Annotated in this window: 21 protein-coding genes; 11 read left to right on the forward strand and 10 right to left on the reverse strand. The window is 56.9% G+C overall.

Annotation, left to right across the window (positions count from 1 at the left end; translation table 11 throughout):
• Positions 1 to 30 precede the first annotated feature (30 nt).
• From JOD69_RS04985 to JOD69_RS05005, 5 genes are all read left to right on the forward strand, one after another.
• Positions 31 to 510, forward strand: a complete 480-nt coding sequence (locus JOD69_RS04985; protein ID WP_086135062.1) for a formate dehydrogenase subunit gamma — start codon at positions 31 to 33, stop codon at positions 508 to 510.
• On the forward strand, positions 507 to 2057 hold the full coding sequence (locus JOD69_RS04990; protein WP_086135063.1) for an NADH-quinone oxidoreductase subunit NuoF: 1551 nt from the start codon (positions 507 to 509) through the stop codon (positions 2055 to 2057). Before JOD69_RS04985 ends, JOD69_RS04990 begins: the two co-directional genes overlap by 4 nt.
• Before the next feature lie 72 nt (positions 2058 to 2129).
• On the forward strand, positions 2130 to 4976 hold the full coding sequence (fdhF, locus tag JOD69_RS04995) for a formate dehydrogenase subunit alpha (RefSeq protein WP_086135064.1): 2847 nt from the start codon (positions 2130 to 2132) through the stop codon (positions 4974 to 4976).
• A gap of 9 nt (positions 4977 to 4985) precedes the next feature.
• Entirely contained in the window at positions 4986 to 5816 is an 831-nt protein-coding gene (gene fdhD / locus JOD69_RS05000; RefSeq protein WP_086135065.1) for a formate dehydrogenase accessory sulfurtransferase FdhD, read from the forward strand.
• Between the two features lie 44 nt (positions 5817 to 5860).
• Positions 5861 to 6106 carry a formate dehydrogenase subunit delta gene (locus tag JOD69_RS05005; RefSeq protein ID WP_086135066.1) on the forward strand — a complete coding sequence of 82 codons (246 nt, stop codon included), beginning with the start codon at positions 5861 to 5863 and terminating at the stop codon, positions 6104 to 6106.
• Positions 6107 to 6441: 335 nt separating this feature from the next.
• On the opposite strand, the gene thiO is transcribed toward JOD69_RS05005, so the two are convergent.
• Positions 6442 to 7536 carry a glycine oxidase ThiO gene (thiO, locus tag JOD69_RS05010; protein ID WP_086135067.1) on the reverse strand — a complete coding sequence of 365 codons (1095 nt, stop codon included), beginning with the start codon at positions 7534 to 7536 and terminating at the stop codon, positions 6442 to 6444.
• 69 nt (positions 7537 to 7605) lie between these two features.
• On the opposite strand from thiO, the gene JOD69_RS05015 reads away from it, so the two are divergent.
• Entirely contained in the window at positions 7606 to 8601 is a 996-nt protein-coding gene (locus JOD69_RS05015) for a hypothetical protein (RefSeq protein WP_156879432.1), read from the forward strand.
• A gap of 247 nt (positions 8602 to 8848) precedes the next feature.
• Here the strand turns inward: JOD69_RS05015 and JOD69_RS05020 are convergent, their stop codons facing one another.
• The 5 genes from JOD69_RS05020 to JOD69_RS05040 all read right to left on the reverse strand — a co-directional run bounded on the left by JOD69_RS05020 (position 8849) and on the right by JOD69_RS05040 (position 14844).
• Positions 8849 to 11524, reverse strand: a complete 2676-nt coding sequence (locus tag JOD69_RS05020; RefSeq protein ID WP_086135069.1) for a UPF0182 family protein — start codon at positions 11522 to 11524, stop codon at positions 8849 to 8851.
• 379 nt (positions 11525 to 11903) lie between these two features.
• Positions 11904 to 12830 (reverse strand): OmpA family protein, encoded by a 927-nt coding sequence (locus JOD69_RS05025; RefSeq protein WP_086135070.1) that lies wholly within the window; start codon positions 12828 to 12830, stop codon positions 11904 to 11906.
• Positions 12831 to 13255: 425 nt separating this feature from the next.
• On the reverse strand, positions 13256 to 13660 hold the full coding sequence (locus tag JOD69_RS05030; RefSeq protein WP_086135071.1) for a cytochrome c: 405 nt from the start codon (positions 13658 to 13660) through the stop codon (positions 13256 to 13258).
• A gap of 240 nt (positions 13661 to 13900) precedes the next feature.
• Positions 13901 to 14161 carry a hypothetical protein gene (locus tag JOD69_RS05035; RefSeq protein ID WP_077732311.1) on the reverse strand — a complete coding sequence of 87 codons (261 nt, stop codon included), beginning with the start codon at positions 14159 to 14161 and terminating at the stop codon, positions 13901 to 13903.
• 236 nt (positions 14162 to 14397) lie between these two features.
• Positions 14398 to 14844 carry a hypothetical protein gene (locus JOD69_RS05040; protein ID WP_139841136.1) on the reverse strand — a complete coding sequence of 149 codons (447 nt, stop codon included), beginning with the start codon at positions 14842 to 14844 and terminating at the stop codon, positions 14398 to 14400.
• A gap of 236 nt (positions 14845 to 15080) precedes the next feature.
• On the opposite strand from JOD69_RS05040, the gene msrB reads away from it, so the two are divergent.
• Positions 15081 to 15545, forward strand: coding sequence for a peptide-methionine (R)-S-oxide reductase MsrB (gene msrB, locus JOD69_RS05045; protein ID WP_276205417.1), 465 nt, complete (start codon positions 15081 to 15083; stop codon positions 15543 to 15545).
• A 208-nt stretch (positions 15546 to 15753) separates the two neighbouring features.
• Complete coding sequence (gene ppk1 / locus JOD69_RS05050; protein ID WP_168183876.1) at positions 15754 to 18093, forward strand: polyphosphate kinase 1; 2340 nt, start codon at positions 15754 to 15756, stop codon at positions 18091 to 18093.
• 288 nt (positions 18094 to 18381) lie between these two features.
• Here the strand turns inward: ppk1 and ppx are convergent, their stop codons facing one another.
• Positions 18382 to 19887 carry an exopolyphosphatase gene (ppx, locus tag JOD69_RS05055; protein ID WP_086135083.1) on the reverse strand — a complete coding sequence of 502 codons (1506 nt, stop codon included), beginning with the start codon at positions 19885 to 19887 and terminating at the stop codon, positions 18382 to 18384.
• 152 nt (positions 19888 to 20039) lie between these two features.
• On the opposite strand from ppx, the gene JOD69_RS05060 reads away from it, so the two are divergent.
• Positions 20040 to 20978 (forward strand): ABC transporter ATP-binding protein, encoded by a 939-nt coding sequence (locus JOD69_RS05060; RefSeq protein WP_086135073.1) that lies wholly within the window; start codon positions 20040 to 20042, stop codon positions 20976 to 20978.
• Between the two features lie 27 nt (positions 20979 to 21005).
• Positions 21006 to 21770, forward strand: a complete 765-nt coding sequence (locus JOD69_RS05065; protein ID WP_086135074.1) for an ABC transporter permease — start codon at positions 21006 to 21008, stop codon at positions 21768 to 21770.
• A gap of 244 nt (positions 21771 to 22014) precedes the next feature.
• Here the strand turns inward: JOD69_RS05065 and mepA are convergent, their stop codons facing one another.
• Genes mepA through JOD69_RS05080 form a run of 3 tightly spaced genes read right to left on the reverse strand, consistent with a single transcriptional unit; the run spans position 22015 to position 25193 of the window.
• Complete coding sequence (mepA, locus tag JOD69_RS05070) at positions 22015 to 22833, reverse strand: penicillin-insensitive murein endopeptidase (RefSeq protein WP_086135075.1); 819 nt, start codon at positions 22831 to 22833, stop codon at positions 22015 to 22017.
• A 34-nt stretch (positions 22834 to 22867) separates the two neighbouring features.
• A complete protein-coding gene (locus JOD69_RS05075) occupies positions 22868 to 23950 on the reverse strand; it encodes a hypothetical protein (RefSeq protein WP_086135076.1) in 1083 nt (360 codons plus the stop codon).
• Positions 23943 to 25193 carry a hypothetical protein gene (locus JOD69_RS05080; RefSeq protein WP_086135077.1) on the reverse strand — a complete coding sequence of 417 codons (1251 nt, stop codon included), beginning with the start codon at positions 25191 to 25193 and terminating at the stop codon, positions 23943 to 23945. Before JOD69_RS05080 ends, JOD69_RS05075 begins: the two co-directional genes overlap by 8 nt.
• A gap of 167 nt (positions 25194 to 25360) precedes the next feature.
• On the opposite strand from JOD69_RS05080, the gene JOD69_RS05085 reads away from it, so the two are divergent.
• A complete protein-coding gene (locus tag JOD69_RS05085) occupies positions 25361 to 25504 on the forward strand; it encodes a DUF2897 family protein (RefSeq protein WP_240507091.1) in 144 nt (47 codons plus the stop codon).
• Positions 25505 to 26037: the final 533 nt, after the last annotated feature.

Genomic DNA, 26037 nt, shown 5'->3' on the forward strand with positions numbered 1-26037 from the left:
CATTCTTAGAGGTAGTTGAGCGAGGGGCAAATGACAGAACACGAATGGGATCGGGAACACGTGCAGGAAATTATCCGCTGTGATAAGGATAAACCTGGTGCATTGTTGCCGATTCTGCACGGCATTCAAGACGCATTAGGGTATGTGCCACCGGACAGTGTCCCGCTGATCGCAGGGGAACTGAACCTTTCGCGCGCCGAAGTGCACGGCGTCATCAGCTTTTACCACTATTTCCGTAGCACGCCGCCGGGCAAGCGCACCATCTATCTGTGCCGGGCCGAATCCTGCCAAGCGATGGGTTCCGAGGCACTGGAAACTCATGCCAAGCAGCGGCTGAATATCGATTACCACGAAACGACCGGCGACGGGGCTTTCAGCCTGGAGCCCGTATATTGTCTCGGCAACTGCGCGTGTTCGCCATCGATCATGATCGATAAAAACGTATACGGACGCGTGACGTCCGAGACGTTCGACGGGATTATTGAAAATATGCAGGTTGATGCGCAATGACGACCGTTTACGTTTCTCGAGACTCCAGCGCGCTTTCCCTGGGCGCCGAGCAGGTCGCCGCCGCCATTCGGGCCGAAGCGGCCAAACGAAATATCGCTATCGATTTGGTTCGTAACGGCTCCCGTGGCATGTATTGGCTGGAGCCCCTGGTAGAAGTGGCTACCGAGGAAGGCCGGATAGCCTATGGGCCGGTGCGTATCGGCGACGTGCCTTCCTTATTCGAGGCGGGTTTTCTTCAGGGCGGTTCGCATTCCCTTTGCCTTGGGCCGACCGATGCCATTCCTTATTTCAAGAATCAGGAAAGGCTGACCTTTGCCCGCGTCGGGATCACCGATCCGGTCAGCCTGGACGACTATCTGGGTCATCAGGGCTTTCGCGGCTTACGCCGCGCTTTGGACATGGAGCCCTCTGCCATCGTTGACGAGGTCACCACCTCGGGGCTACGCGGACGCGGCGGTGCGGCTTTTCCGACCGGCATCAAATGGCGCACGGTGTTGAATACGGCATCGGACATAAAATACATCGTCTGCAACGCCGACGAGGGCGACTCGGGCACTTTCTCCGACCGTATGATCATGGAAGGGGACCCGTTAGTTCTGATCGAGGGCATGACCATCGCCGGGCTCGCGGTGGGTGCAACCCAGGGTTACATTTATCTGCGCGTCGAATATCCCCATGCCCATCGTGCGCTGAACGAGGCCATCGACGCTGCGTATCGGTCCGGTTACCTCGGAAAAGACATTCTGGGCAGCGGCAAGAGCTTCGATCTGGAAGTTCGTTTGGGCGCCGGAGCATATGTGTGCGGCGAGGAAACCTCGCTTCTCGAGAGCCTCGAAGGCAAGCGGGGACTGGTCCGCTTCAAGCCGCCGCTGCCGGCCATCGAAGGGCTGTTCGGACGGCCGACCGTCATCAACAACGTCATTTCGCTGGCTTCGGTGCCGATCATTCTCGACAAGGGCGGCGAATACTACCGTGATTTCGGCATGGGCCGCTCGCGCGGCACGCTGCCGATTCAATTGGCGGGCAACATCAAGCATCCGGGGTTGATCGAGAAGGCTTTCGGTATCACCTTACGGGAAATCCTTTACGACTATGGCGGCGGTTCCGCCACCGGAAGGCCGATTCGCGCGGTACAGGTCGGCGGGCCTTTGGGCGCGTACCTGCCGGAATCCCAGTTCGATACGCCGCTGGACTACGAAGCGTTTTCCGCCGTTTGGGCGGTGCTCGGCCACGGCGGCGTGGTGGCCTTCGACGACACCGTCGACATGGCCAAGATGGCCCGCTACGGCATGGAATTCTGCGCCATCGAGTCCTGCGGCAAGTGTACGCCCTGCCGAATCGGGTCGACTCGCGGCATAGAAGTAATCGACAAGATCATTGAAGGCGTAGACCGGGAGAAAAACCTAGCGCTCCTCCGGGATCTTTCCGATACCCTCCTCAATGGATCGCTTTGTGCGTTGGGCGGCATGACGCCGTACCCGGTGTTGAGCGCTCTCAACCATTTTCCCGAGGATTTCGGCATTTCCACGGCAGACAAAGCTGCTTAGAAATAGGGTGCGTCGCCCGCCCCGAATGCTTTGCGGTGCGCATTGCGCATCTTACGACTCAGGAGTCATCCCATGGCACTACGTGATAACGACTTCGGCACCCCCCCAAGCCAATCCGACAAGCTGGTCACCTTGGAAATTGACGGCTTCAGCGTGACCGTGCCCGAGGGCACATCGGTTCTCAGAGCGGCGGCCAGCATCGGCATCCAGATCCCGAAACTGTGCGCCACGGATAGCCTGGAACCTTTCGGTTCCTGCCGCTTATGCCTGGTGCAAATCGAGGGCGGACGAGGACTGCCCGCGTCCTGCACCACGCCGGTGGCGGAAGGCATGAAGGTCTGCACCCAGAACGAGCGATTGGCCAAAGTCCGCCGCGGGGTGATGGAACTGTACATTTCGGACCATCCGCTGGATTGCCTCACCTGCTCCGCCAATGGCAATTGCGAATTGCAGGATATGGCCGGCGCGGTGGGCCTCAGGGAAGTGCGTTATGGCTACGAGGGCGAGAACCATCTGAAGGCCGAAAAGGACACCAGCAACCCCTATTTTGCCTTCGATCCGGCCAAGTGCATCGTCTGCTCCCGTTGCGTGCGTGCCTGCGAAGAAGTGCAGGGTACCTTCGCCTTGACCCTGGACGGCCGGGGCTTCGACTCCAAGGTTTCGCCCGGGCAGAACCAGGCCTTCATGGAGTCCGAATGCGTTTCTTGCGGGGCCTGTGTACAGGCGTGTCCGACTGCGACGCTGATGGAAAAGTCCGTAATCGAGAAGGGCCAGCCGGAACACAGCATTGTCACCACCTGCGCCTATTGCGGCGTGGGCTGCTCGTTCAAGGCGGAAATGAAGGGAGCCGAGGTGGTGCGCATGGTGCCCAACAAGGATGGCCACGCCAATCACGGCCATTCCTGCGTCAAGGGACGTTTCGCCTTCGGCTATGCGACCCACAAGGATCGCATTACGACGCCCATGATTCGGAAAAGCATCAACGATCCATGGCAGGTCGTATCCTGGGAAGAAGCGATAAACTATGCCGCATCCGAGTTCAAGCGTATTCAGGCCCAGTACGGTCGCTATTCCGTGGGCGCCTTGACTTCCAGCCGTTGCACCAATGAGGAGACCTACCTGGTGCAGAAGCTGGTGCGCGCGGCTTTCGGCAACAATAACGTCGACACCTGCGCCCGGGTCTGCCACTCGCCCACCGGCTATGGCCTCAAGCAGACCTTGGGCGAGTCGGCCGGGACCCAGACTTTCGATTCGGTCATGAAGGCCGACGTCATCATGGTGATAGGCGCCAATCCCACCGATGGCCATCCGGTGTTCGGCTCGATGATGAAGCGCCGTATCCGCGAAGGCGCCAAGCTGATCGTGGCCGATCCGCGCGACATCGATCTGGTGAGATCCGCGCACGTGAAGGCCGATTACCATCTGAAACTGCGGCCCGGTACCAATGTGGCGCTGATCAACGCCTTGGCCCACGTGATTGTTACTGAAGGACTTTCAAACGACGCTTTCGCACTGGAGCGCTGCGAAACGGCCTCTTACGAGAAGTGGAAGTCCTTCGTCAGCGAAGAGCGCAACTCGCCTGAAGCGAGCGAATCGGTGACCGGCGTTCCGGCAGCGACGGTGCGCGCCGCGGCGAGGCTCTACGCCACCGGCGGCAATGCCGCGATTTACTACGGCCTCGGCGTTACCGAACACAGCCAGGGTTCCACCACAGTGATCGGCATCGCCAATTTGGCCATGGCGACCGGCAATATCGGACGGGAAGGCGTGGGCGTGAACCCCTTGCGTGGCCAGAACAACGTGCAGGGCTCCTGCGACATGGGTTCGTTCCCGCACGAATTCCCTGGCTATCGCCACGTCTCCGATTTCGAAACCCGCGCCCAGTTCGAATCGGCGTGGGGCGTAACCCTGGAATCCGAGCCGGGCTTGCGCATCCCCAATATGTTCGGCGCCGCGCTGGACGGAAGCTTCAAGGGGCTGTATTGCGAGGGTGAAGATATCGCGCAGTCCGATCCGGATACCCAGCATGTCCATGCCGCCCTCCGGGCCATGGAATGCGTGGTGGTGCAGGATTTGTTCTTGAATGAAACTGCGAAGTTCGCCCACGTGTTTCTGCCGGGCGCGTCGTTCCTGGAAAAGAACGGCACTTTCACCAATGCCGAACGGCGTATTTCCCCAGTCAGGAAAGTCATGCCGCCTTTGGCCGGCTACGAGGACTGGGAAGTAACCCAGTTGCTGTCGAATGCCTTGGGTTACCCCATGAACTATTCGCACCCGTCCGAGATTATGGACGAGATAGCGCGGCTGGTGCCGACTTTCACGGGCGTCAGCTTCGCCAAGCTCGACGAGCTGGGCAGCGTGCAATGGCCGTGCAACGAGAAAGCGCCGATCGGTACGCCGACCATGCACATCGACCAGTTCGTGCGCGGCAAAGGACGCTTCATGCTGACGGAATACGTGCCGACCCAGGAACGGACCAGCAGCCGTTATCCGCTGATCCTTACTACCGGCCGCATCCTGTCCCAATATAACGTGGGTGCGCAGACCCGCCGCACCATGAATTCGGTCTGGCATTCGGAGGATCGTCTGGAAATCCATCCGCACGATGCGGAACAACGCGGTATCAAGGACGGCGACTGGGTAGGCATCAAGAGCCGTTCGGGCGAAACCGTACTGAGAGCCACCCTCACCGAACGGGTGCAGCCGGGCGTGGTGTATACCACTTTCCACTTTCCGGAATCGGGCGCCAATGTCATTACTACAGACAATTCCGACTGGGCGACCAATTGCCCTGAGTACAAGGTGACGGCGGTGCAAGTCACCAAAGTTTCCGGCCCCTCGGAATGGCAGCGCCGGTACCAGGAGTTCTCGGAGGAACAGTTGGCGTTGCTCGAGCAACGTACATCGGCCACCGGTTGAGACTGCGAGATGGCCGTTCTCGCCTCCGAATTGGGGTGGCCCAGTTATCGAGTCAGTCCGGTTGAGCGCTGGCATGGCGATAAACATGCCAATCAGGACGACTGTATCGCCGAGGAAGCTCCGATTGCCTTGATGTATAACGGCGAACCGCATGCCGTCATGTTGGCGACGCCTTTGGATCTGGAGGATTTCGCTCTGGGGTTCAGCCTTACTGAGGCTATCGTCGCGTCGCCGGGCGAGGTGGAGTCGATAAAGGTTTACCAGCGTGCCGAGGGAATCGAGGTGCGCCTACGCATTCCGGAGGCGCGTTGCGCGGGTGTCGCGGAGAAAGGGCGCAATCTCGCCGGACGGACCGGCTGCGGGCTTTGCGGTGCGCGCACGCTCCAACAGGCCATGCGCCGGCCGGGTCCGGTAGGGCAGGGTGTGCAAGTGTCGGCGCCGGAATTGATTCGGGTGCTCGCCGAGCTATCGGAGCATCAAAGGTTAAACCGTATCACCGGGGCGGTACACGCGGCGGCTTGGGCCGTGCCGGGACAAGGCATACAGTGGGTTCGCGAGGATATCGGCCGGCATAATGCGCTGGACAAGCTTATCGGCGCGCTGGCGCGGCAAGGTGTCGATTTCGGCAGTGGCTTCGTGGTGGTAACCAGCCGGGCCAGTTATGAGATGGTGCAGAAATGCGCGTCCGTCGGCATCGGTTTTCTGGCCGCGATCTCAGCGCCTACCGGACTCGCGGTGCGCTTGGCCGAAGATGCGGGGGTCACGCTGGTCGGATTTGCCCGTGGCGACAAGCATGTGGTTTACGCAAATCCGCAACGCCTGCTGCACAGCAAGGCCTGAGCGCTTAACGCCGCCAAGCCTTCAACCTCTCAAACAAGAAGATCATGAATATCGAAAATCTGGTAAAAATGGCCAATGACATCGGCAATTTTTTTAATGCCGAGCCGGACCGATCCATTGCGATACATGGCATCGCCGATCACATCCGGAAATTCTGGGACCCTAGAATGCGTAAAGCCATCATCGCTCACCATCGGGAAGGCGGGATCGGTCTGAGTGAATTGCCGCGAGCAGCTGTCGCCGAACTGGCGGATGAAACCGTATCGCTGAAGGAATCCGGCGACGGCTGAAGCTAGCCGATTGTTAATCAGGCCCGTAAATACCTTTCTGGCATTTCGGGCCGCCGTCCAAGCCGGTTTACACGCTTAGGCCTAGCTCGCGTGGCTTGTCGCCGCGCTAAGAAGCCCTGCCCCGGATAAACCCGGCCTATATTCTTAGACCGAGTCAATAGGGCATTTTCTGATTCGGTGTAAGGGAGCCCCATATGTAGGTCGGCAATCCCTTGCCGACGTACCGGCTCGGCAAAGGGCTTTGTCAGCAAGGGATTGCCGACCTATGTTCTTCCCGCCCCACACGAATCCGTACACCGGGATGAAAAACGCTCTAAAAAGCGCCGGCTATTTGCTCAATGCTCGGCAGTCAGAGAATAAGGCTCCGGAGAAAGCTCAGAAGTACGGGCGAAGAGGAGGTCGGCCAGGAGGCGGGCAGAAGCCGGTGCCATGGCGAATCCGTTGCGGAAATGGCCGCAATTGAAATGTAAATTCTGAATCTCAGGATGCCTGCCTATATACGGGATACCCCTAGGCGAGCCGGGGCGCAGTCCCGCCCAGTGTTTTTCAATCGAGCAAGCGCGGAGTGCCGGGAGCACGGTATAGGCAAACTCGGCAAGCTCGTCCCGTGCGGACTCTGTGGTGCTCTTGTCGAAGCCGGAGTGCTCCAAGGTACTGCCCGCTAAGATCTTTCCGTCTTTTCGAGGAATCAAGTAGTGATCTCGGCTCAGGACCATATGTCTGAGCAACTCCGGCTCAGCCGAAAAGACGATCATCTGTCCTTTCACTGGTTCCACGTCGAGGTGCGGCACGGAAAAAAAGCGATCACTCATCGTTCCCGACCAAGCTCCGGCAGTAATGACGTATTGGTCGGCGGAGTAAGTTTCGTTCCCGGCGTTAATATGCGTGATCTTGCTGCGGTCCACGGCAATCTCGGTGACCGTCCGGTGTTCCGAAATTTGCACGCCGTCTGCCAATAGCTCCGACTGCAATGCTCGGAGCAATCTCGGATTTCTGACCTGAGCGATGTCAGGCAGGAATATGGGGGAACTCGGCATAAATTGCACGGCAGGCTCCAGTTCACGGAAGCGCGCGAGATCCGGCCGTTCGTAGGCAATCCCGTAGCTTTCACACCAAGTTTCCGCGAGATGCACGTTCTCGCAGTCGGCAATCAATAATCCGCTCTTTCGCCATTCCGGATCGATCCCGGTGCGGCGATGTAGAGTTTCGGCAAGCTTGGGATATTCAGCATGACTTGGAAGCCAGAGTTGGAGGATCGGCTCCACGGCTCGCCAGGGATAGAGCGGACTGAGAATTCCGCCGCCCGCCCACGAAGACTCCCGACCAATCATCTGCCTTTCCAGGATGAGAACGCGAGCGCCAGATCTTATGAGTTCGCGCGCCGTCATCAGTCCGATAACGCCACCGCCGATGATGATGATATCCGTCATACCAATTTGCCAAGCTGGTCGAGAGTTATTCGAAAAACGTCTTGTGCGCATTGCGATGCGCTTTTCTGGGTGTATTTCGGTGGAGACATTTATGCGAAGCTTGCTATATTTCGACTCACCGACATCCCTGCGCCACGACGGACACAATGCCGAGCATGGCCGTGGGATATGAAATCGACTAGAGGAACATCAATGCCTTGGAAAAAAAGTTTATCCGCCGCGTCTATTTTACTGTCTTTCTTGCCCGGCGTTTCTTCCGGACTGGTAGTAGATATTCAGGGTACCCGGCTTGCACCGCAAGCGCCCGGCGAAACCTGCGTCGATATTACCGGTGATTATCGAGGTGTGCGAATCGAGGCCGATAATCCGGGCCAAACTCCGAGAATTTGCTACAACGGCTCGCGGAACAACTCGGTCAGCATTGCGAATGCCACCTTTGTTGCCAAACCGCCGGTGAAACAGGAGGTGGTCATCAAATTCGAGCATGAATTTCCGCCTGGCATCAATGGAAAGATCATGGCGCGCGCCAAGTTACAGGGCTTTTTTGCCACCGGCAGCGGCGTCGGCGTTCCGACTGGCGATAAGTTGAAGCTCGAAACCTTCTTCTCGCAAGGCGGTTCGGATGACGCTATAGCAACACCTTTGGATTTTACCGTAGGCGATCAGTTGGATTCGGCATTGCTGGAATATTCGGTCAAGAAGCAATACTTGGCTGCCGGACCTCGCTCGTTGAAAGGGGTTTTGAAAATCGAATTTACCGGAGCGGAACACAAGTTGGCTTTGCCTGAAAGATGCCTGATTTCGCTCGATACCGGCTCCACTTTTGAAGATAAGCTGGATACTTTGGAAACCTTGGAAGATGACGAAGCCCCGGTATCTCCGGAAGCAGGCGAATCAGGAGCGGAAACCTTGCCGACAGATCCAGGCGAGTTGGAGAATGGGCTGCCTCCTTTGCCCGAACTACAGTCTGATTCCGATCCCACGAATGCGACGCCGATCGATATCAAAGCGACCGACAAACAGGAGTTGCCTTCGCCGACCGAACTGTTGCCAAAAGTCCGATAGTCCAAAAACGGCAACTGTGTGGTTAGGCAATACCGGAGAAGCTGTCCGAGTTTGGACAGCCCGGCGGCTATCCGCTGAACCGTTTGGGTGACGCCGCGCACTCGGGTACGTTCCAACCGCCGTTTCTAGGACCTAGGACAACGGTCTGTCCGCTTCTTTTTCCTACGTGCCTAGAGGGTCGATCGCGGCAGTGATTCTTTTCACTGCCGCGATCGTGTTCCGTGGATTTCTCGAAACTCGTCTTGCCTTACATCGGCCTGATTTCAGGCAATTGCGGCGGTGGCGGCTCCACGGGCGCCGTCGGAGGGCTAGGCGGTACTTGGGGCCCTATTTCCCTTAGCCGCTCCTGGAGTCTTTCCATTCCCCTCTCCAAAGACGCATCCATAATGACGACGTTTCCCATCGATAAAATGATCCGTTGCAGTTCCGGGATTCTCGTGGTGCCGGTCGAGACGATGTAAACGGGCTGTACATACAAGACCGATCGACCCACCGGCAGGACGATGATGCGGCCGCGCAATACATGCGAGCCCTTTTGGTCCCAAAGGGCAAACTGTCTCGCGATCTCCGGGTCCTGGTCGATCAGAGCGCTGACTTGAGACGGGCCTTCGACCTGGACCTCGCGGCTGAATCTGTAGAGGACGATCTCCTTGAAAAAGTCGGTACGTCCCCCCCTGGCGGCCGGCGTGCCCGCGACTGCCAGCACGCTGAGGTTGCTCCGTCCTATGGGGGTCATCGGGTTGATCAGAACGAAGTTTTCTGGCTCACGAAGTCCCTCCAACAGGTAAGTTGTGAAGTAAAAGGGCTTCAGGATGGAATCGTTGACCAGAGGAAAATCCCAGGTCTCCGCCTGCTGGAAGAACAAAGCCGGGTCGGTTTGATGATAGCGGGCGTAGATGCTCATCTGAGTGGTGAACATATCCTTGGGATAGCGAAGTTGCTCTCGGAGCATCGGCGGCATGGCGCTCATATCCTTGAAGACACCCGGATAAGCTTTTCTGTAGCCCTGGATGATGGGATCGTTTGGGTTCGCGACGTAGTAGTCGACGTTACCGTCGAAAGCGTCGATGACGATTTTGACCGAGTTGCGGATGTAATTGAATTGCTTATCCTCGCTGTCCCGATTGAAACGGGTGACCGAGGTTTTTGAGACCGGGTACAGGCCGGAAGTCGTGTAGGCGTCTACGATCCAGTAGATACGCTTTGGCGTGACGACGGCGTAGGGGTCGTTGTCCAAGGACAAATAGGGCGTGAGGCTCTTGATCCGATCGATGATGTTGCGCCGGAACAGCGCCCGGCTGTCACCGCGGATGTTGACCGAAAAAAACAGTTTCTCGTCTCTGAAATAAATTGAGAAAAGCAGTCTCCTGAAAAACGAGGAAATCGGCACCCCGCCGCTGCCGGTATAGTTGTAGCTGGATTCCTCGTCGAAGCTGGAAATGCCTACCACGCTGAGCCGATTCGGTACGATCGCGTAGGTTAAGTTCTCTTCGCCGAAATAGATGTCGGGCTTTTCGATCGCGAAGCCGACTCCTGACTGAAGGGTCAAGTCGCGGAGAAACCACTTCATCGGCGTTTCGCCATCCTGAGCGGCGGGCGTAATGACCGCACCGTAGCCATGGGTATAACGGAGGTGGGTGTTTTCCCAATTCTGAGCCTCGGACGGCAGCTTGGTGATGTTGACTTCGCGCGAGGAAAGATTCACCTGCTCGAGCCGGCCGTTGATTACATAGCGTGCAATGTCCACGCCTGGAAAGCGATAGTAGGGCCGAATACCCTGCATCTGCTGATACACGTCGTCAAGGTATTCGGGATCCCAGACCGGAATGTTGTACAGGTGTTCGCGGAAGGCCTGATCGAGAATATCTCGGTTAGGGAGACCCGGCATGACATCGATGATCTTGATGTCGTTCAGCTCATAAGCGGCAAGGGTCGCATTGATATTGTTCCGCATGAACTCTTGCTCGACCTTGACGGGATTCGGTTTTACCACAAACCGATCGATCAAGCCGGGGATGAAGTCGATCTTACGGGCACCCAAAGCGACTGAGAAAATGAGGACCAAACTGACCAGTGCAGTCAATCCGTTGCCTCGGTGTACATAGATCAAACTGGCGGCCACCGCCCCAAGCAGGGTCAAAATAGCGAGCCAAATCAAAGGCAAGTGATAGCGAAGTTCGATGAACCCCGGACCGAAGAATTGGGGCTCGTGGACGTCCGTATATAGCAGTCCGAAGCGGTAGAGAATGAAACCCCATGCCACGATCAGCGCAGTGATGATGACCAGGCCGCTGAGGTGAATTCTCGCGCCGATAGGCCACTCCCTTTTTTCGCCCGGAAGTAACCGATGCTCCAGCCAATAAAGGAGTGCGATCGCCAGCGTCGCGATGATCGATGCGATGAGCAATTCCCTTTGAATCAGCGTGAAGATCGGGTAGGAGAACATGTAAAAGCTGACATCGTTCCCGAATACCGGATCGGTGACTCCGGCGCTGGGAGCAAACAAGAACAGCAATGCGGCATTCCATTGTTTGTAGAACGGAATCGCGATGAGAATGGCCAAAATTAAGGACAATGGCGTGTAAACCCGCAAAGAGCCGGTTTGAAAGAGTTTCAACAATCGCCGGTAGCGGGTTCCTTCGGTATGGCCCAATCTGGCAAAGGCGGTTTCGTCTATGCCGAGATAACGGGACGCAGCCCAGAAATTCAGGAAGAAGATGAAGAAGAAAAACAGAGTGACGCTACCCGACAAAATGTAGCGATAAAGAAGTTTAAGCCAAAAATATCCGCCATAGTCGAGCTCGTCGTGCCACCAATAATCCACTATGAAATTCGTCAAAGCGATGCCGGATGCCAAAAGCACGACAGCCAAGCCAATGATGGCGGCGGCAATCAACATCAGCAGTCGTTTCCAATTTTGCATAGGGTCCTCTCGAGTAATTCTGATTCTTGCTGTCGGACTGGTTGGGATAGCGGGGCGGAGCCGCAGTTTCAAAAAGCGGCATCGGGAAGCCGGACTAGAGTTGCATTTGTAGCGGCCAGACTACGCCGTAAGATAATACCTAGACTCTAGTGAGACAAGTAGATGCTTAATTAGTGACAAGGCCGTTCGAAAGGGGCGGGAATCTCGGTCCGCCCCGGAACGAATGGTGCCGAAAAAAGCGACGTTCGCCACTTTTCAACAGGTAATAAGCCGTTGAGAGTAATCTAGAAAACGAGAAATATTCCCTGTCCGTGTCGCAAAAGCTTCATAGACAGGCTTCTACGGCTTCCTCAAAAGAAAAAAGACCGAATCCGATGAATCAATACGGATAAGTGCGAGTCGGATAGGTCTGCTGCGGATCGCTGTTAGGATATTGCGGATAATTGCCTTGCTGAGGGTATCCTGTCGGCTGTTGGGGGTAAGTTCCCGGTTGAGGGTAGCCGCCCGGTTGTTGGGGATAAGGGTAAGTGCTCGGTTGAGGATAGCTGCCGGGCTGCTGCGGATAAGCGTTCGGCTGAGGATAGCCGTTTTGCGGATAAGTTCCGGTTGGTGCGGGGTAGTAACCTGGGTTCTGCGGCGCTACGGGTTGCTGTGCGGCAGCTTGATTGGGGCGAATCAACAGCTCCACCCGACGGTTGCGTGCTTTACCTTCTTCCGTGCTATTGCTGGCGATAGGCTGACTTTCGCCCATTCCGACCGTGTGCAGGCGACCGCCGGCAACGGCCTGTGCCATCAAGAACTCGGAGACGGCGCCGGCTCTCCGGCGAGACAGGTCCATATTGTACGCGTCGTTGCCGTCCGAATCGGTATGTCCGACCACGGTGAGCAATGTTTCCGGAAATTGATTCAAAGTCGACGCGACTTGGGTCAACGCACTTGCCGCTTGCGGTGAGATTTGGTCGGAGTTGTAGGCAAAAGTGACATTGTTCGGCATGTTCAGAACCAGATCATTGCCGCTCCGCTGCACTTCGATGCCGGTACCTGCCAACTGATCGCGCAGTTGCGTCTCCTGGCGATCCATGTAAGCACCCACTCCGGCGCCCAGCAATCCGCCTACGCCGGCGCCAATGAGCGCGCCTTTCCCCTTGTCCTTGGCGATGATTGCGCCTAGCCCTGCGCCGCTGGCCGCCCCTATCAATGCCCCCGTGCCGGTCTTGCCGAATTGCGGTGAACCCCCGTAAGGACCACTCGCGCAGCCCGTCAATAACATGGCGACTACGCTGGCGGTAATAGTGTTCTTAAACATTATTGTCTCCTCGAATGGACGTGCTTGCTTTGTAACGAGTGAGCGGCGTGTTCGCCGTATCACCCAAACGGATACAGTGTAACGTAGGTTTTGTTTGATGCGGGTTTCTTCAGTTGCCGGAGAGGCGGAGGAGTTTAAACCTAGAAACGGCACTCGGACGCGTCCAACTGCCGTTTCTAGGTTAGAGATCTGAATTCATCTCGACTGAATCGTACCGAGGTAAGAGCGTGTGAAGGGGAAGGTTCGGAACCGGCCGATCGAAGAGAGACAAGGTGTTCCGGGACTGACAGCGTTCGTTGGAAACACCGCCATCCCGGCCCATTCGACGGGGCTGCGGAGATGCCTCCCCCGGTCAGGGGGAGGAATTCACCGTCGCGACATCGACTGGAATGGCGCTCCCGTCAAACGGTGCTTTCTAAGACAAGTCACTGCATTTCGACCAGCTCGCCAGCCGGGATGGCACCATCCGAGCGGCCTTTTAGATAGGCGTAAAGGCCGTCCATGTTATCGACGACCGCCTTATTGCCTTTGTAGGCAGGCATATTCTTCCGGCCTTCCAAAACGACTTGCTGGAATTGTTCCTTCGAGAGATTCTTCATGCTGTTGAGCAGATTGGGAAAAGCGGGGCCGCCCTCGCCGGTGGGGCCATGGCAGGTTTCGCAGCGTTGCCGTTTGTAGATTTTCCAGCCTTCGAAGGTCGCTTTATCGACCTTGTTGCCTTCGACTTTGTATGGTCCCTCGGCGCGTGCCGTATGCGCGCCAGCGATAAGCAGACAACAGGCGATAATGCCCCATGCCGATTTAACGGCTGTTGCGGAACAAGATCTCATAATCAAACTCCTCCTAAGTTCGTGTTTGAATAGCCGGGCACTCGACAAGGCACCGTCCGTGCCTGGCTGGAAGACGAGAACCGAAGGCGCAATGGCATCGCGGCCGTCTTGGTTCACAAACCGGATAATTGCACACAATAGGCGACGAATAAAACGGGCTGAGAGATCGCGGCGAGCTATTTATATGAGGGAGCTTTTGGCTGGAGTCGTTGAGCCCCGCTCGACGCGGACCACGCCGACTTAGGCATCTTCTCGGAGGCGGCGCATCAGCCATCCGCGAAAAAGCGCCGAGTCCGTCATGGTGGGCAGGCCCCTTGCCTCGAGGAATTGCTCTAACTCGGCAGCGGAGGCGGGTTCTCGTTCGTGTTCGTACCAAAAAAGATCCAGGAGAAACTCCCGCCCGAATCTTTCCTGAAGGCGTGATTTGTCTTTCCTCCGTTCCGCGAGTCGCTTCGTTCGGAGTGCTTGAAGATCGATTAGATTGGAAGTCTCGTCGGCCATGGCCGAATCCCCCCGGTTGGACTGGGTTTGAATTAATCTTGCCTTGGAATTTCAAAGACCGCGGCAAATGAGCGCGTTTCACGAATGACGAACCCTTGCAGGACCGCGGCGCGCTTGAAAATGGGAATTATCGCAAACTGCGGACTCGAAAACTCGGCCCGTCATGTGAAATCAAGGGCGATGACGAGAAACGCAGTGAATATTGAAAGGAACTTATAAGCTTGCCACATCTCGTTTCACGGGTCGTATTCTACGTGGATATGATGTTTTTCGCCGATCACTTGAAAGCCGTCGCCCAGACTCCTCCGCAATTCGCGAGTGACCTTCTTGCGGGTAGAGGGAACGAAATATCTGGAACGGAGATCGACAGCCAAGCCCGCATAATGCAGGCTCCCCTTTTTGTGCCGGCCGTCCAAGCCCGACGTCACGACCAGGGTTTTTCCGTGCCGCGTCCAAACCCGGCGGGCTTTATGAATGGCCGAATACATTCTGGCGTCCAGCCCGTGCAGGATCGCGCCTTTCTTGACGGCTATCATGGCTGGAGGTCTCAATAAAGAATGAGAGCCTACGACCATGGCGAGCTCGTCGCCCGTCGCCAAAATCGATCTGGAGAATAAGACGGCCATCAGCATCAATAGCGCATCGGCCGTTCTTGCTGGGATTTTCCTTGACTCCGGTCGCATCTTGCCCTCCCGGAAATTCCATTCGGTTGGCGAGATAAAGTTAGACGGATCGGATGCCTCGGTGTTTTACGTCAAAGGATTTTTCGACCGATTTTGTTTGTCATAGAGGTCGAAATCGGCTGACACATAAGAAAAACCAGAAAGAGAAGCGCGCCGGTATTTTTGAAAGCGGACGCAGGAACATCATGAAAGCCTTGTTATTATTGCTTACCTTGTTGTCTTATGGAGGCCTGGCCATGTCGTGGGATTCGTCACAGTTCAAAAACGAGAGCAAGGAGGAACTCCGCAAGAAGCTGACGAGCGAACAGTTCAAAGTGACTCAGGAAGATGGCACCGAGAGAGCGTTCAAGAACGAGTATTGGGACAATCACCGAGAAGGCATCTATGTCGATGTCGTGTCGGGCGAACCCCTCTTCAGTTCTCTCGACAAGTTCGATTCCGGCACCGGGTGGCCGAGCTTCACCAAGCCGTTGGAGCCGAGCAACATCGCTTACCGGCAGGACCGATCCTGGTTCATGGTTCGCAACGAAGTGCGCAGCAAGCACGCCGATTCGCACCTCGGTCATGTGTTCGATGACGGTCCGCCGCCCACCGGAAAGCGCTTCTGCATGAATTCGGCGGCTTTGCGGTTCATCCCCAAGGAAGATTTGGAAAAAGAAGGCTACGGGGAGTACCGGGCTCTTTTCGAAAAGACGAAGTGACCAAACAAAAAAAGCTGACGGGTCTGGCTTGTCGAGACCGATTTAGCCGCTAAATCGCCGCGTATTTTCGTTCTCGTTCCAAGAACCGGTCGTAACGGCAGTCGACCGGTACATGCCATATGTGTTTTCAATTCGCCGCGTTTTCCCAACTTTGAGCGGACCGCGGTGCGCTATGATTGCCGAATCAGAACAATTAGGGGATACACGTTTGATCATCAACCAAGTAAAAGGCATTACTAAGTCCACTCGAACCATCTTGGCCGAGCACGGAATATTTTCGGTCGAAGAATTGGCGAACGCCGATGCCGAGCAATTGGTCAAAATGGCGGGATTCAATAAAGCCAAGGCCATGCGCATGATTCGGGCGGCCAAGTATCTGGTGGGCGACATGGAAAAGGCGAGCGGCGCCCGAAGACTGCTGGACAAACGCGCGGAAGGTTCGGCCGAGGCCGGGAGCGAGGGCGAGGGCGCTGTCGGTTCCATCGATTTATCCGATGGCCAGCTTTATATCAATCGTGAGCTGAGCTTTTTGGAGTTCAACCGGCGTGTGCTCGAACAAGCCAAGGTCGAACACACGCCGCTTTTGGAGCGCCTGAATTTTCTTTCCATTTCCTGCTCGAATCTGGATGAATTCTTCGAGGTGCGCACCGCCGGTTTGATTCAGCTCGCCGATTTGGGGGCGACCCAAACCGAGCCCGATAGTCTCGCGCCCCAGGAAACATTGGCCGCGATCAGCGCGCGCGCCCACGAGCTGGTGGCCGAGCAGTATCGGGTATTGAATCAGGTGATGTTGCCTTTGTTGGCGGAACAGGGCATCCGATTCGTCCGCAGGAGCGAATGGAATCCCTCCCAGCACGCTTGGCTCAAGAAGTATTTCGAGGAGGAACTGCTTCCGATCCTGAGTCCTATCGGCCTGGACCCGGCGCATCCGTTTCCGCGCATCCTGAACAAGAGCCTGAACTTCATCGTGCCGTTATCCGGCAAGGACGCTTTCGGGCGCGATATCACGCTCGCCATAGTGCAAGCGCCGAGAGCCTTGCCTCGTATCATTCAGCTGCCGCAAGGCGAAACCGAGAGCGGCCCGTACGATTTCGTGTTTCTTTCGTCCATCATTCATGCCTTCGTCGACGATCTGTTCTACGGCATGAAGGTGCGCGGCTGCTATCAGTTTCGGGTGACGCGCAACAGCGAAATGTACCTGGACGAGGAAGAAGTCGACGATTTGCTCCGCGCCTTGGAAGGCGAACTGAGCACCCGCAATTACGGAGACGAAGTGCGGTTGGAAGTGGCCGACAATTGTCCGGATGAGATCGTCGAGTTTTTGCTGAGCCAGTTCGGACTCACCGAGGATCGGCTTTACCGGGTGGACGGCCCGGTCAACCTCAGTCGCACCCGTGAAGTCTACGATTTGATCGATCGGCCTGATCTCAAATATCCCCTGTTCACGGCCGGATTCCCGGGCCAGCTCGCCGGAGGACGGGATATCTTCGAGGCGATCAAGAAACAGGACATCCTGCTGCATCATCCTTACGAATCTTTCACGCCCGTCATCGAACTGATCCGGCAGGCCGCCGACGATCCGCATGTGGTCGCCATCAAGCAGACCCTGTACCGTACAGGTCCGAATTCGCCGATTGTGGACGTTCTCCTCAAAGCCGCCCGCGCCGGCAAGGAAGTCACCGTAGTGGTGGAACTTAGGGCGCGTTTCGACGAGAAGGCCAATATTTCGCTGGCAACGCGCTTGCAGGAGGCGGGCGTGCAGGTGGTCTACGGCATCGTCGGATACAAGACGCACGCGAAGATGTTGCTGATCCTCAGGCGCGAGGGGCGGCACCTGCGTTATTACACCCATCTCTCTACGGGCAATTATCACCCGCGCACGACCCGGCTCTATACCGACTATGGGCTATTGACCGCCGACCAGGAACTTGGCGAGGACATCCGCCGGGTGTTCGTCCAGCTCACCAGTCTGGGCAAAGTCGGGAGGCTCAACAAGCTGTTGCAATCGCCGTTCACTTTGCATCAGACCCTGCTCAAGAAAATCGACCGCGAAATCGAGCATGCGTTGGCCGGCCGTCCCGCTCGCATCATCATCAAGGTGAATTCGGTGGCGGAGCCGCAGTTGATCCAGGCGCTTTACCGCGCTTCCATGGCCGGGGTGGAGATCAAGTTGATCGTCCGCGGAATCTGCTGTCTTCGCCCTGGAATTCCGGGCGTCTCGGAAAACATCGAAGTCCGCTCGATTATCGGGCGATTTCTGGAGCACAGCCGGGTCTACTGGTTCGAGAACGGCGGGCATCCGGAAGTGTATCTCACGAGCGCCGATTTTCTGCCTCGCAACATGTTCCGTCGCGTCGAGATCTGTTTTCCCATCGAGAACAAAAAACTGGCCGACCGCATTCGGGCCGATTTAGACCTTTATCTCCGGGACGACAGCCAAGCTTGGTTGCTGGCTTCCGACGGAAGCTATCAGCGCCCGCAGCCCGATAATCCGCGCGGTATTCAAGCGCAGTCCGTTTTGCTGGAGCAATTGAAGAAAGTGAGTTGAAAGAGGACTGATTCCAAATCGCTTTCAATATTAAATTTTGTAGGGTGGGTTAGGCGCGCATTACACGGAACCGGCAAAGTTCCTTCGGCGTTTCCGCGCGCCGTAACCCACCGGGCAAGGCCGCGGAACCGGTGGGTTACGGCGCGTAGAGAGCCCTGCGGTCACGGAACGGTTCGTGGCGGTGCGCGCCTAACCCACCCTACAATTAATGTTCACTCGAAAGCCGAATGGAATAAGCTCAGGACAGGCTTGTCCTCGGGGCACTCGTGACGCGTCTCGCACACCCTCTCAGAGATAAGTCAGTTCGATCCCGGCAGCGCCCAGATTGCCGGCTTCCTGCTCCAGGTCGGCGGCGGTTAGGGGGTGATTCTCCAGCCATTGGCTCGGGAATCGTAGATCGACTCTGGAATCGCTGAAGCCGAATGCGATATCGGGAGGCGGATTGCCGTGCCGGCTGCGGTTCAGAACGATGGCGAGCCGCAGCAGCACCGCCAGAGGCCGTGCGGCCTCATTCCACGGTGGAGTCAATTCCTTGAAATACTTGAGGTGGAATTTCCGCCGGTGGACACGCACCAGGGTGGCCAGCAGCACCTGATCCTGGCGGGAAAAGCCGGGTAAGTCGGCGTTTTCGATGATGTAGGCGCTATGCTTGTGATATTGGCTATGAGCGATATCGAGGCCGATTTCGTGCAAGCTCGCCGCCCAATTCAACCATTGTTCGGCCGCTTCCCGATCAATGCCGCCGATCGATGGAATCTGGTCCAGAAACGATTTCAGCGTCTCCTGAACACGGCCGACCTGCTGCAGGTCCACGTGATAGCGGGTCGCGAGCGCCGCCACCGTTCGACTCCGAATATCGTCGTTGTAAATCCGGCCGAGGAGATCGTACAGCAAGCCTTCCCTCAAGGCGCCATCGGAAACTTGCATCTGCTGGATGCCCAGCGTTTTGAAAGTCGCATGCAAGATGGCGAGGCCACCGGCGAAGATCGGATAACGGTCCGGGTTGAGGTCCGGGAATCCTGATTTGTCGACCCGTCCGAGACTCAAGAGCGTATCGACCAGCCGGTCTAGCCCATCCCGAGTAATGCCGTCCTTGCTCCACCCGCGGCCGACCAATATTTTTCGGATCGCCCGCGAAGTTCCGGAGGCGCCTACGGCTTCGTCCCAATGGTCCTTGTGAAAGGTATATTCAAACGGCTCCAGTTCATGTTGAGCCGCGATGACCGCATTTTTGAAGCGCTTGCTGGTGATCTTGCCGTCGGAGAAGTGAGCGAGGCTCATGGATACGCAGCCCATCCGCAGGCTTTCCTTGCGAAGCGGGACCTTGTCCACGCCGATGATGTATTCGGTGCTGCCACCGCCGATGTCCATCACCAGCCGCCGCTTGCCGTCCGTCGCCAGGCTTTGTGCGACGCCTTCGTAGATCAGCCGCGCTTCCTCGATACCGGATATGATGTCGATCGGATATCCCAGCACTTTTTCGGCTTGGATCAGAAACTGGCCGGCATTGCGCGCCGTACGCAAGGTATTGGTGCCCACCGCTCGAACGCATCCCGGCGGCAGATCCCGAAGCCTCTGGCCGAAACGATCGAGACATGCCAGCGCCCGCTGCTGCGCGTCTTGGGTCAGATGACGCTGGGCGTTGAGCCCCGCGCCGAGCCTGACCATCTCCCGAAGCCGATCGACGACGATCAGCTCTCCGGCCCGGAGCTTCGCGACGACCATGTGAAAACTGTTGGAACCGAGGTCCACGGCTGCGACGTGCTCGGGAGGGTGTTTTTGCGATTGACTCATGGAACCGTAGGAAGGGTAAGAGGAGAATTTAAGAGGGGTGGTATTTGTTACAATCTTGCGGTTATCGAGAGGCCCGGCGCGTGATTTCAAAGTCGGGGATTCTCGCGTCGCAGCCGTATTTTTACAAATATTGCCGGCAAAAACAGCCAGAAATGAACGCCCTTTCCATTCGTAATCTGCGGAAAACTTATAAGAACGGCTTTGAAGCCCTGAAAGGCATCGATCTCGATGTGAAAGCCGGAGATTTCTTCGCGCTTTTGGGGCCCAACGGCGCCGGGAAGTCGACTACGATCGGCATCGTCAGTTCCTTGGTCAGAAAGACCAGCGGAACGGTCGAAGTCTTCGGTCATGATCTGGATAAAGAGCGGGAGGCCGCCAAGCGCTGCATCGGCCTTGTGCCGCAGGAAGTCAATTTCAATCAGTTTGAAAAGGTTTTGGATATCGTCGTCAACCAAGCCGGATACTACGGCATTCGCCGGAAAGAGGCGTTGCAGCGCGCGGAAGAATGCTTGACTCAGCTCAGCCTATGGGACAAACGGAACAGTGTGTCGCGCCATCTTTCGGGGGGCATGAAACGGCGCCTGATGATCGCCCGGGCCCTGGTCCATTCGCCGAAACTTCTCATTCTCGACGAGCCCACGGCTGGCGTGGATATCGAGATTCGCCGCTCGATGTGGGAGTTCCTGCGGAAAATCAACCAGGAAGGCACCACGATCATCCTGACGACCCACTACCTGGAAGAAGCGGAAAATCTGTGCCGCCACATCGCCATCATCAATCACGGACACATTGTCGAGCACAATGCGATGGCGGATCTATTGAGAAAGCTTCACACCAATCGTTATATCCTCGAGCTGAGAAACCCCGCGCCGTTCGCTCCCACGGTCGAAGGCTACCATCTGGAGCCGCTCGAAGACCATACCTTGGCCGTGGACGTGCCCATGGATCTGGGGTTGCACGGCTTGCTCGATCAGTTGGCCGCGCAGGGCATGGAAGTGGTCAGTCTGCGCAATGCGGCGAATCGCTTGGAGCAGCTATTCATTGATTTGGTGGAAAACCAGCGTATAGACCCGGCGCGAAAAACCGCCTGACCGAGTTGTCCGACATACATCAATCACATGCATCACCTCATTGCATTTAAAACGATTCTTTTCAAGGAAATTCACCGTTTCGTCCGCATCTGGCCGCAGACCATCCTGCCGTCGGCGATCACCACCTCGCTTTATTTCCTGATTTTCGGGACCTTGATCGGCGGGCGGGTAGGGCCGATGGCCGGGATGTCCTACATGGACTATATCGTGCCGGGCGTCATACTGATGTCGGTCATCACCAATGCCTACGGCAACGTCGTGGCGTCGTTTTACTCCACCAAGTTCCAGCGGAATATCGAGGAGTTGTTGATCTCGCCGATACCCAACTGGATCATTCTGGCAGGCTACGTCGGCGGGGGGATAGCCCGCGGGTTGGCGGTGGGCGGCGTGGTGGCCATCGTCGGGATGTTTTTCACCGATGTACGGCCGGCTCATCCCGGTCTCATCGCGGGCGTGTTCTTCATGACCGCGGCGCTGTTTTCGCTGGCGGGGTTCATCAATGCGGTTTACGCCAACAGCTTCGACGACATCTCTATCGTCCCGAATTTCGTTCTCACGCCGCTGGTTTACTTGGGCGGCGTCTTCTATTCCATCGAGCTGTTGCCCGAATTGTGGCGGAAGGTGTCCCTGGCGAATCCGATTCTCTATATGGTCAACGCCTTTCGTTACGGATTCGTAGGGATCTCCGACGTGGATATCCGGACTGCTTTCCTGATCATCGGCGGCTCGATTTCGATCCTCGTAGCCTGGAGCCTCGTCTTGCTCCGGCGCGGCACCGGGCTTAAGACCTAAGCTCAGCAATGGAAAGAGTTCTAAGAGCCTATCTCAGTAGGCCCAGTAGGCCGTTCGCCCTAAGCCTGTCGGAGGGTTTTGTGACGACTGGAATAGGCTCTAAACACCTATAAATTATTCCGCGCTCGTTGCGTCCATGGAGGACCCTCGGGATTTCAACACCGTGGCTCCTCCCCGATAGGGAACGATATTCGGCGTTCCACTCACCGCCGGTTCTTTTGGAAAATGATCGAGTGCCGGCGCCTTAATCGCCGTTCAGGAGCATTTGGCAGGCGCCAGGCATCGGGGGCTTCGGCGGCTCCGGCTTGGTCGGGCCCGGCGGGTGTTTTTGAAACCACCAGGAAAGGCTTGAATCGCAGCCGTCACCGGCCGGTAAGGGGGGCTGCCGGACGCATTCGGGGCTCTCGGCGGGGCAGGTGAGGCGAAGGTGGAAATGGTCGTGGTGGCCGTACCAGGGGCGGATTTTTCGTAACCAGCTGCGGTCTCCCCGAACCGTTCGGCAAAGTTCGCGCTTGATGTGCGCATTTACGAAGACCCGATCGATCTCGGGAATAGTCGCCGTCAGTTTCAACAGCCGCGCGTGCTGCGTACTCCAAAGCCGGCGATCCAACCCGTTCCCGGCGCGATTCAACAGGCTCGGGGCGGGAATGTTGGCGCGCCATCCGTCCGCATTCGAATAGAGGCCGGGATCGAGGTTGAACCAGACGTCGGCGTCGAGGCCGGTCTGATGGCTGCGGTGGCCGAAAGGCATGGGTCCCCCCCGCGCTTGAGAGAGATCGCCGACCTGAATCACCCCGATAGTTTCGTGGGCGCGCTTGCCCAAGGTCTGAATCGTCCGGATCAACGAAGGATGGCCGAAGTAGCGCTTCCGCTCCAAGTGCATGACGAGATAGCCATCGCCTTCCGTGGGCAGAGCGGCCGCCCCGCTGACGCAGCCGTTGTTGGTTTCGCCGATTGCGCGCGGAGGGCCTTTGATCGGGCCGGGAACCTCCGCCCAGGGATTAGCGAGAATAGCGCCGGGAACGGCAAAAAAAAGAATCAGTGCTCGTCGGATCGAACGCATGGCGGCCAGTGTTGGGAATGCGCGACAGCGAGACTTAGTCGCTGCCGGGGTTTTGTGCGACGCCGGAATCCTGCGAATTCAGCGTTTTGGAGTTTTCACCCAAAGGGAACCGACGCTTGGCGTTGATGACCCAGCCTTTGGCTTTGGCGATCTTGACGTCGTGTATTTCCTCTTCCAGGAGTAGGCGCTGGCGTTCCAAAGCGAGCAACTCGATTTCCCGCTTGAGCTGATTTTCGACATCATCCAAGGCTCCTGCCCGGCGGGTTTTTTCGGCCAGGTCGGCCTCCAGTTCCAACTGCTTCAAACGTGTCTCGTGGTGAATGCGCGCCTCGCGGAGACGCACTTCGCTGTCATACTGCTCGGCCGCGCGGGCTTCTTCCGTCGTCAATTCGGCGCGGACGTGCTCGGTCTCATGATCCCGTTGCGCCTTGCGCAGTTCGGCCTCGCGCCGAATCAATTCGAGCATTCGTTCTTCGTGCTCGAGCTTAAGTTTGCGTTCGTTCGTCTCGCGTTCGTAGTGCTCCCTCGCCAGCCTTTCGTTGAGCTGACGGCGGCGCCGGACCAACTCGAGATAGATGCCGTTGTGCTTGGCGTCGACGGTTTCGGCATACTCCTCGATATTATCCAGCTCGGCGAAAACAGTTCGGATCGTGCAGCGTGTGCGGCATTGAATTTCGCGCATGGCCAGCAGTTCGTTGGCGATGTTTTCGATGCGGCGCTCCATTAGAGCGTGGTTATCCTCGAATTCCGTCTGTTCCAATTGTCGCAACTCGTGTTCCGCCGCATCCTGCAACAGCGTTAGATAATTGGCTCGGATATAGGCGCCGAGGTTCGCAATGTGGTCGAGATGCTCGTGTGCGTATTTAATGGTTGGCTGGAAGCGGATCGACAACTCGGCTTCGATGGTGCAAAGGGTTCCCAGCCTCAGAGGTTCCAGAGGGATCTGCCAATCTTCGATTTTCAGCTCGTATACACGGTGGTAAAAACGCCGGATAAAGCGGTTTGGACGAGGAAACACGCGGCGGTAAGGGCCGAGAACGGAGACGACGATGCGGCGGTCGCCTTCGAAACCCGCTTCCCAATGCGAGTTGGAGTCGAGTGGGTTGTCCTCAAACATAACCTTTCCTCGTCAGGGTGTCTTTGAGCTCGCTCTCGTTGGCCGGTTCCCCGGGAGTTTCGGTTGTCTGCCGGGGCCTGATGCGCTCGGCGATGATCGGGTAGAGATTCGGGGCGAACTCCACCGATTTATCGTTTATCTTACGAAGATAACCCCGATTCAATAGAAACGCCACGGAAAACATCCGCGTCCAGTCGGAATAACGGCGGGCACGTTCCAGCTCGGTTTTCTCGATCACGAATTCCAATTCGTCATTCTTGTTGATGGTGAATTCGCCGAACTGGCGTAGTCCCAGATAGGCCAGTTCCTTTTCCTCTTCGGTAAGCGGGCCGGGCGCGGTGGATTCCAGCCGGTAGGAGAGGAACAGGATGAAGAAGTCCACCATGGCGGCGCAGGCCAGGGTAAACCAAGAGATGTTCTTCCACATGGCAAAGGACGGCGTGATGCCGAGGGAAAACTCGGCATAGGAGCCGAACCGGGGTGCCTCGATGGGTGGCGTACCATAGGTCGCGGCCAGGATTTCCGCTTCTCCTTGCAGACTCTGGAAGTTTCGGACCAGCCTTTCGTAGGCCTCGGAATTGTTTACCTGGAGCGAAAATTCCTGTAGGGAGCCTCTCACCTCGGACAAACGCTTTTCCAGGTTCTCGGAATACGTGTTCAGTTGTTTCAGCCTGGCTTGTTCGCTTTGCAGAATCTCGTTGTAAAAACCCCAGACTTTGCCCTTGCCTATCTGTCCCTGCATGCCCGGATGAGTGCCCAGGTAAGCCCGGGTGGCATCCTCCGACGCCTGCTCGACGCGCTTCTGTTGAGCCGCCGTGAGCTGGCTCTTGAGACCGACCACGCTTTCGATATAGCGGTTCGCGTCATGGACTACGCTGGTCTGTCGTTCGAGCAGGATGGCATCGCGCTGGGAAAATTCGTAAAACCTGAAATAGGCGAACGATATCGATATGGTCAGAGCCACTAACAGCGACAGCACCACGCTGAGATAGCGCAAGCGATTGGCGCGCCAGCGCATGCCGGCCAGTTCCAAAGTACAAATCACGATCATGGATTGCACGGCGATCGTCATGATCAGCGCGATCCACTGAGGAATGAAATAGCTGAGGCCATAGCAGGTGTTGTATCCCTCTGCAACGCTGAGCAGCAGGACGATCGGGATCGACAAAACGCGCAGTACGCCGATGAAGGTACTCTGAACGGCATTTAACAATTGGCCTATGTGCCAGGTTGTTTTGATCATGGGGCGTAGCCTTTGGCGCAGATGTTCTGCCGTTCGGATTTTATCGAGGGTTGATGGTTGAGCAATTTTCCCGGCATCGGTGTCGAAACGGTAAGAGTGGTTGGGGGCGGGCGCGTTTCCGGCTTATCCTAGAGTCTGACTCATGCATTTGTGAAGATGTGATTTTTATGGGAATGTTTTGGATCACGATAGTGCTGGTGGTTGCCATTATTCTCGGTAATCTGATGATTCTGCTTCGAACCGCGAAAAAGCCCAAGATCCCCGATTCGGTCAAGCCAAAGCCTTACAAGGACGATGACGAGAACTGGTGAGAGCTTAAGGGAGCTCTGATTGGGCCCTTCGACAGGTTCAGGACGAACGGTAACGTATCGATTCCGTTCGTGGTGAGCCCTTCGACTCGGCTTAGGACAGGCCCTTCGACTTGGCTCAGGACAGGCTTGTCGAACGCTCTCCTGAGCCTGTCGAAGGGGCATGAGCGGAATCCATCTGTTCACGGCTTCCTTGAAGAAGCTACCGAGTCTTTCCCCTGATGGCGCAGCGGGATGGGTACAAATTCGCCGGGAGCCGAAAGCGACAAATGAAGTTTGCCGTGAGGCCATGGGTGGTCTTAGTACTACAGTCGCAGTTATGGTGGACGACCACGACAGCGGCGTCGGTAATGGCACTGCCTGGCGCGCCACTGATGACGGCGCCGCCAGAGTGACCAGGCCAGCACATGCGCCGCCTCGGGACGCCGGGTCCAGAGCACGTGGACCAGCAAGCGGCGGACTTCCGGGGCAGTAAATGGGATCAAGCCGGCCTCAGTGCCCCTTTTTTCGCTTGGGTGCTCATAGCCACCAAGAAC

The sequence above is a fragment of the Methylocaldum sp. RMAD-M genome (assembly GCF_017832375.1).
Lineage (GTDB): Bacteria > Pseudomonadota > Gammaproteobacteria > Methylococcales > Methylococcaceae > Methylocaldum.